6 protein-coding genes are annotated in these 7,014 nt (G+C 54.8%); all 6 read right to left on the bottom strand.

Translation table 11 applies throughout. The features are described 5' to 3' along the window. The coding region (locus AC3WTD_RS07135) for a class I SAM-dependent methyltransferase (protein ID WP_492613361.1) at window positions 1–1,191 on the bottom strand (1,191 nt) is incomplete at its 3' end. Then, window positions 1,188–1,586: a hypothetical protein gene (locus AC3WTD_RS07130; protein WP_492613360.1), complete on the bottom strand. Its 399-nt coding sequence runs from the start codon at window positions 1,584–1,586 to the stop codon at window positions 1,188–1,190. The genes AC3WTD_RS07130 and AC3WTD_RS07135, both read right to left, overlap by 4 nt. Before the next feature lie 213 nt (window positions 1,587–1,799). Next, a complete protein-coding gene (locus AC3WTD_RS07125; RefSeq protein ID WP_492613359.1) occupies window positions 1,800–3,194 on the bottom strand; it encodes an ABC transporter ATP-binding protein in 1,395 nt (464 codons plus the stop codon). Window positions 3,195–3,263: 69 nt separating this feature from the next. After that, a complete protein-coding gene (locus tag AC3WTD_RS07120; RefSeq protein WP_492613358.1) occupies window positions 3,264–4,013 on the bottom strand; it encodes an ABC transporter permease in 750 nt (249 codons plus the stop codon). Window positions 4,014–4,169: 156 nt separating this feature from the next. Continuing rightward, window positions 4,170–5,444, bottom strand: coding sequence for a glycosyltransferase (locus tag AC3WTD_RS07115; protein ID WP_492613385.1), 1,275 nt, complete (start codon window positions 5,442–5,444; stop codon window positions 4,170–4,172). Window positions 5,445–5,621: 177 nt separating this feature from the next. Next, window positions 5,622–6,791: a trans-sulfuration enzyme family protein gene (locus AC3WTD_RS07110; protein WP_492613357.1), complete on the bottom strand. Its 1,170-nt coding sequence runs from the start codon at window positions 6,789–6,791 to the stop codon at window positions 5,622–5,624. Window positions 6,792–7,014: the final 223 nt, after the last annotated feature.

The raw sequence follows: 7,014 nt of genomic DNA, 5'->3' as shown, positions 1-7,014 counted from the left end.
CAACTCACCCAGCCGCTGATCCACCTGGGCCTGCAGGTCAGAGATGGTGCGCCCCTGCGACTCGATCACATCGCCACGCGCAGCTCTGTCTATCTCGACCGCATCAAAATTACTCTGCAAGTCCGCGAGCTTTGCCTCCGCCAAGTTATGTTTGTTCTTCAGCTCGTCGGCGCGCTCGTAGAACTCACGCTGCAGCTGAGCATTACTCGCGACCTCCGCCAGCAAACCCGGCGTCTGATCGTAGCGCTCCTTCATGTCCAGCAGTGTCATCGCAATTCGTCCATATGGACTAGCTTGCAATGACAACTCGATCTGTTTTGGACTGTTGACATGCAGAGGGGCTCTACTGACAACAAAGAACATGTCGTAATGCGCAAAGATCGCAGGCTCGAACTGGATATGGTCGGCGCCCAGCCGGTGGAAGAACTCGATGGTGGAACGCCTGCTGTACAGGTAAAGGTGTTCATCCGATTTCAATTGCTCAAGGAACGTGGACTTTGCCGCCACCAGCTCCTCATAGTTCATGCTCTCCTCAAAATTCGGCATCTGCACCAGCAACAAGCCATCAGGCTTGAGAAGGCTTAGGCAATGACTCATCGTCGCGACCGGATCCGGCAAATGTTCCATGACGTCCATCATGGCAATCACGTCGAGGGAACCGGAACTAATGTCGAGTACCTCGACAGGACCTCTGCGTACGTCGATCCCGAAGGTCCTCTGAGCAAACTCAACCACCCAGGGGCTCATCTCGACACCAGATGCGACATAGCCCGCCTGCTGCATCAAGGCAACAAAACTGCCGTGCGCACAGCCGAGCTCCATCACCTGGGATGGAGGCAACCTATACTTGAGCAACGCCCTGAGCCAATGCAGGTTGCGCTCGGGCAGATCGCTCCGCGTTCGGGCCTCAAAGCCAGGATAGTCCAAGTCCTGCTGCTGATGATCCAGCCAATACTGCTTGCCGTAGTAATCACGCTCGTCGTCGATTACCTGCAATTCAGTCCCCGACAAACCTTTCTGGGAAACCAGCGTGCCGCAGCTCAGGCACTCCAGATAGTCGGGTCCAAACGCAACAAAACGACTGTCGCGGCACCAACATTCCGCCACTTCACCGCCGGAAGACATCGAGTCCTTCGACGTTGATGCCTGCTTGCTTCGTTTTCGAGATGACGGGATTTTCGAGTTCTTCACGTCGTGGCTCGCAAAGGCTTTCTGACCAAGAATACAGCTCCTCTGCAGTACCGCCAGTCGGTCTCCATTTCGAGCAAACCGGCAATGACGCTGCGAAATGCAAGAGGAAATTTGGGATTTTCCAAGAGAAAGGAATACAAGGTGTCACCCAGCTCGCCCCAACTAGACACTTTCACGTGCCAGAGACAATCTATCAGCAGAAAGATCCCACCGTTGAACTTGGGAGGGATCAGAATATGCACTTCGGGTATCAATCCAGCATTCCGGAAGCGCTGTTGCCACTCATCTGCAAGAACAATGCGCTCCGACGCAAGTTCCGAAAGGATCTTGCTTACCCATTGTGAACCCGCTTTCCAATGAGTAATGTGAAATATGGTCGACTGATCTTCATTCATATCAATATCAAATCGTCGCGGGGTTAGCGAAAAGCGATGGCTTTGCGGTGAGTGAAGCAACGAGTATCACCACTCCAGCAATAGTTGGCGACGTGATCTGGTGACGCATCCGGCAAACCTAGCCAGCCGTTGGTGCCGTTGATCATGAAGGTTCACTTCATGGTCTTTATAAGATCACGCGAAATTCGTAGCAAAGTGGCGATACGACCACCCTCATGTGATGACGATCCGCATTGTGCCCGGCAAGTTGGCCAACCCATGATGGGTCAAAACAGGCACGTTATCGCGTATAGCCAAGGCTACTGAAAATGAACCGACATTGACTAAGTGACAGTGGCGAACTTCCGCTCCCGTCATCTGCTCATGGGAAATAACGCGCCGATGGCTCCATTCGGCCGGCGAGATCGAAGATATCCCGATCTCGAACACGTAGTCACCCGGACCGAGATCCAGCGCAATCTCCTGCCAGCATTGTATTCGTGAGCCAGCCCCCTTGCTGGCCGGAACATCAATATCACTCTGCCAGCTATTTTTGCCATGAACGATGGTACCGCGATCATTGGAGATCAATACGCCGCAAATCGGCACCCCGATGTCCTCATCCACCTCATACTCCGTGTAAAACAGCGCGCGGTCGCCTTGGCGAAAACTGTCACTAGGCCGACCAGCAGAATCGCACAACGCTACGCCAGTACAGCGTACGCGGCCGTCGCCAACCTGTGACCGGTCCGTCAGATCGAGGAACGCCTGCGCCGATGGCCGATCAATATCATGCTCACAAGCGGCTTCAATCAGTCCACGGTCGACCGCAGTTGCAATCGCATCCTGTACTCCGACATGCCTTGGCTGATTCAACAGGTAATAGTGCCGCGCCGCCTCGGAAGACGATCCGATGAAACGCATCATGCCCTGATCGAGCAGTACCGCTCGCTCGCAGTACTGCTCGATGTCCGGCATTGAATGTGAGACCAGCAAAATGGCGGCGCCATCCTCACGCAACTGGTCCAAGCGTGCATAGCATTTCTGGCGGAAGAATACGTCGCCAACTGTCAATGCCTCGTCGATGATGACGATCGACGCGTCGATATGCGCCTGCACAGCGAAGGCCAAGCGCATGTACATACCACTCGAATACGTCTTGACTGGCTGATCGATGAACCCCTCGATCTCAGAGAATTCTACGATACGCTCGTAACGCTCGACGATTTCAGCCTTACTCAGGCCCAGCACCGCGCCGTTCATATAGACATTTTCGCGGCCACTGAATTCGGGGTTGAACCCTGAACCCAGCTCCAGTAGCGCCGCGATTCGCCCATTTGTCTCGATGGTGCCGGCTGTTGGGGCAAGCGTCCCGCAGATCAACTGGAGCAAGGTGGATTTACCGGAGCCATTGCGTCCGATGATGCCCACGGATTCGCCAGGTCGTACGCTGAACGAGACATCATTCAGAGCCCAGAATTCACGGAAGTAGTTCCCGCCCTTTCCGCCCAGAGTGCGCTGAACCCGCGGGTACAAAGCCTGCTTGAGCCTGTCGCTCGGACGTGAATATATTTGATAGCACTTGGAGACGTTGCGGACGTCAATGGCCAGCTCGTTGGTGCGTTTCATGCCGACACTCTCAATCTCACGGTTCCCACGAGACCATGATTTGGCACGCATGCAATCTTTTGCGGATAGTCAAACAACATCAGAGAACCCCCGGCGCGTGCGCTGAAACCAAACAAAGCCAAGCCATGCAACAATGATGCTGATGGTCAGGTAAATCGCCCACTGACCAAAATCCGGGACTCGCCCAAAAATAAGTGTGTTGCGACTTTGTTCGATGATGTATGCAAGGGGATTGAGTTTCATCAAGTATTTATATTTCTCAGGCAATGAGGAAAGGGGATAGAACACACACGACAAGAACAGCAGGGCCGTGGTGAATATGCCAGTGACCTGACCTATATCCCGGACATAGACGCCCAATGAGGCGAGAAACCATGCAAAGCCCATTGCCGAGAGGAGCAGTGGCAGCAACACCAACGGAAACAGCACGACCGTCCATGGCATGTTGTGATTAAACAACAATTGCAACAACAGCAAAACTACCAGGCTGATTACGGCGTGAAAGAGCGCTGAACCCAGAGCAACCCATGGCAGCACCTCAAGAGGAAAAATAACTTTCTTGACGTAATTGACATTAGCCAGAATCAGCGTTGGAGCGCGATTGATGCACTCTGCAAATAGCCCATGCACGATCATGCCGACAAACAGCAGCATCGCGTAATCGGCCTTGCTTTCGCCAGCGCTGGTACTCCAACGCGATTTGAACACAACGGAAAATACGAACGTGTAGATCACCAGCATCAGTAATGGATTAAAGAACGACCAAGCCAAACCGAGCATGGACCCACTGTAACGGCCCACGACATCGCGCTGAGTCATCTTGAAGATCAGCTGACGGTTTCTCCGTAGACTGCCAAATAGCTCGAGTATATTTATACGATGAATTGAATGTGGATTCATTGGGGAATTCATTTTCGGGAAAATTTACACTGGTTACGGACATTTCCATCGCTTACACTAGGATGGCCACGACCTTCATGGCGAACCGGGAAGGCATGATGGTTTTGTCGTTATATGGTCGCGGGCACGGTGGATGCGTGTTAGCCGACCGATGAGGCGGCCCGCTACAATCTGCGACGATAGCTTTTCACGAATATCCTTTTGAGCCCGATCTCCAATCCGCTCCACAAGTCCTGCCTCATCGACTAACCGGCGCATGTAGGTTGCGGCTTGTTCGATATTTGGCTCGGCCCATCGCTGTCCCTGTGTGTGCGAATATTGCCCGACTTCAACGGGAACCAGTTTGTAATCGACGAGCAGGCTATTTCTCTCGTTCATGAAATCGATGTTTCCCGACCATCCGGTCGCCACTACGGGCTTGCCAAGGCGCATACTTTCCGCCAAGCCAAGCCCAAAGCCCTCTGCCCGATGCAGGGAGACATAGGCGTCAACGCATCGCTGCATAGCTTGCACGTGATAGCGATCGATCACTTCGTCACGTATCAAGATGCGGTGATCCTCACCGACCGCTTTAAGCAGACGAAAAAATGGTTCGGGATACCGGTACCCGTTACTCGATTTGACCAATAATTGGACATCATTTCGCTCGCGGGGGAACGCGCGAATAAATGCTTCGATAGCGGCGAACGGATTCTTGCGATCGAGCCAGGAATTGAAATCGAACGTGACCAGAAAAATGAAGGTACTTGAGCTTAGGCCAAAATCCGCACGTGTCAGCCCACTATCGGGCACATCACCCAACGGAAGCGGAACACGGAAGATCGGTTTATCGGTAAATCGCCGAAATGCTGCTTCAACGAACGCGGAGGACACGATGATCTCATCCACCATATCCAACGCAGGGAGCCACTCAGGTGGAATCACCTCTAGCTCCCAGAACCAACATGCAATTACGTAGCCGCTAGAGAGCCTGGCCTTGCCGATTCTTTCAAGTGAATCCCCCAAGTAATCTGGATTCACAAATAGCAGATGAATGCCATACGGTGTTTCGAAGCCAAGATAATCATCAAGACTACTGTCATTCAAACCATGCGGAAGTTGCAACTCAATATCGAACAACGCAACCGGATAACCTGCATCGATCAGTGCACGTGTATAAAGACGTGCACCCTCTCCGAGCCCGAACTGACCGCGAAAATAGGCAAAAATGTTGACGCCCGTGCTGCTGCCAAAAGCCGAATCCGAGAGCAACGGGACACTGCTCGGTCGCTTCGAACTTTTTGGAGGAACCCAGTCCCAAGCTGGGGTACGCGGGAAGCTCACACGTTTTCTCGCTGGAGTAGCCAGCATCAGCGACACGCGATTGCGCAAGTGCTCCGGAAAGAGCCTGTAGGCTCTTCGAAGCCATCCCTGCTGGCGAATCCACACTCCAAGACGAAGCAATGCCACCCCACGACCATAAGCTGAGTCGTTTCTCACAACCGCTCCGGGATACACCAAAGTTTCGCGGGACCGATGGAACGCATTTCAACCAACCAGTGCGTGTGCAAGCTCGGCACGGAGATCAGCAAGGTTCTCTACACCCACCGACAAACGAATCAGTCCATCACTAATTCCCAGCCGCTTACGGTTTGCAGCCGGCACCGAGGCATGGGTCATGATCGCCGGATGCTCGATCAGGCTTTCGACGCCGCCGAGTGATTCGGCCAGGGCAAACAGTTCGCAACGTTCGAGCATGCGTCGGGCCTTCTTCAGACCGCCCTTCACCTCGATCGAGATGATGCCGCCGAAACCGTCCATCTGGCGCTTCGCCAGCGCGTGCTGCGGATGGCTCTTGAGACCCGGATAAATCACCCGCCCGACCGCCGGATGCTTCTCCAGCCATTTCGCCAACTCCAGTGCGCTCTCGCAATGCGCCTTCATGCGCAGGTGCAGGGTCTTCAGGCCGCGCATGGCGAGGAAGGAGTCGAATGGACCGGCGACAGCACCCACCGAGTTCTGCAGGAAGCCCATCTGTTCGGCCAGCTCCTTGCTACCGGCGACTACGATGCCGCCGACCATGTCGGAGTGGCCGTTGAGGTATTTGGTAGCCGAGTGCAGCACCAGGTCCGCGCCGTATTCCAGCGGACGCTGGATGATCGGCGAGCAGAATGTGTTGTCGACCACCAGGATCAGGCCGTGTTTTTTCGCGAATGCCGCGACCTTGACCAGGTCGACCAGTTTGAGCGTCGGATTGGTCGGCGTCTCCGCCCAGATCATCCGCGTGTTCGGCTTCAAAGCTGCCTTCATCGCGCCGATGTCGTTGAGGTCGATGAAGCTGAAGTCCAGTCCAGCCGAGCGGCGACGCACTTTCTCGAACAGACGGTAGGTGCCGCCGTAGAGGTCGTCCATCGCGATCACGTGACTGCCCGAGTCGAGCAGATCCAGCACGGTCGATGCCGCGGCCAGGCCGGAGGCGAATGCGAAGCCGGCCACGCCGCCTTCCAGATCCGCCACGCAGCGCTCGTAGGCCATCCGCGTAGGATTTTGCGTGCGCGAATACTCGTAACCCTTGTGCTTGCCCGGGCTCTCCTGCACATAGGTCGAGGTGGCATAGATCGGCGTCATGATGGCGCCGGTGCTGGGGTCCGGATGCTGGCCGGCATGGATCGCACGGGTGCCCATTCCCTGTTCACTGCGTTGCTTGCCGCTTTTCATCGCTCTGTTTCTCCCAACCCGCCGGACGGGCTACCTGGATGAGGATCGAGCCGGTAATTCTAGCCGTTAAGCGGCAACTACCGGGTAGGCGGATGAAGATGACGTTCATCTCAAAGTGAGCAAACTGTCGGCTTTTCAGCATCTTCTTCGCCCCGAAGCCTCCGTGGACGTGGCCTGTGCTTGGTCATCGCGTCCGGAACCGGCATCATTTGCTGCCCACTCG

It is taken from the genome of Rhodanobacter sp. FW106-PBR-R2A-1-15 (genome assembly GCF_058789735.1).
Note: the sequence above shows the minus strand (reverse complement) of the source record. Positions and strands in the feature narration are given on the sequence as shown.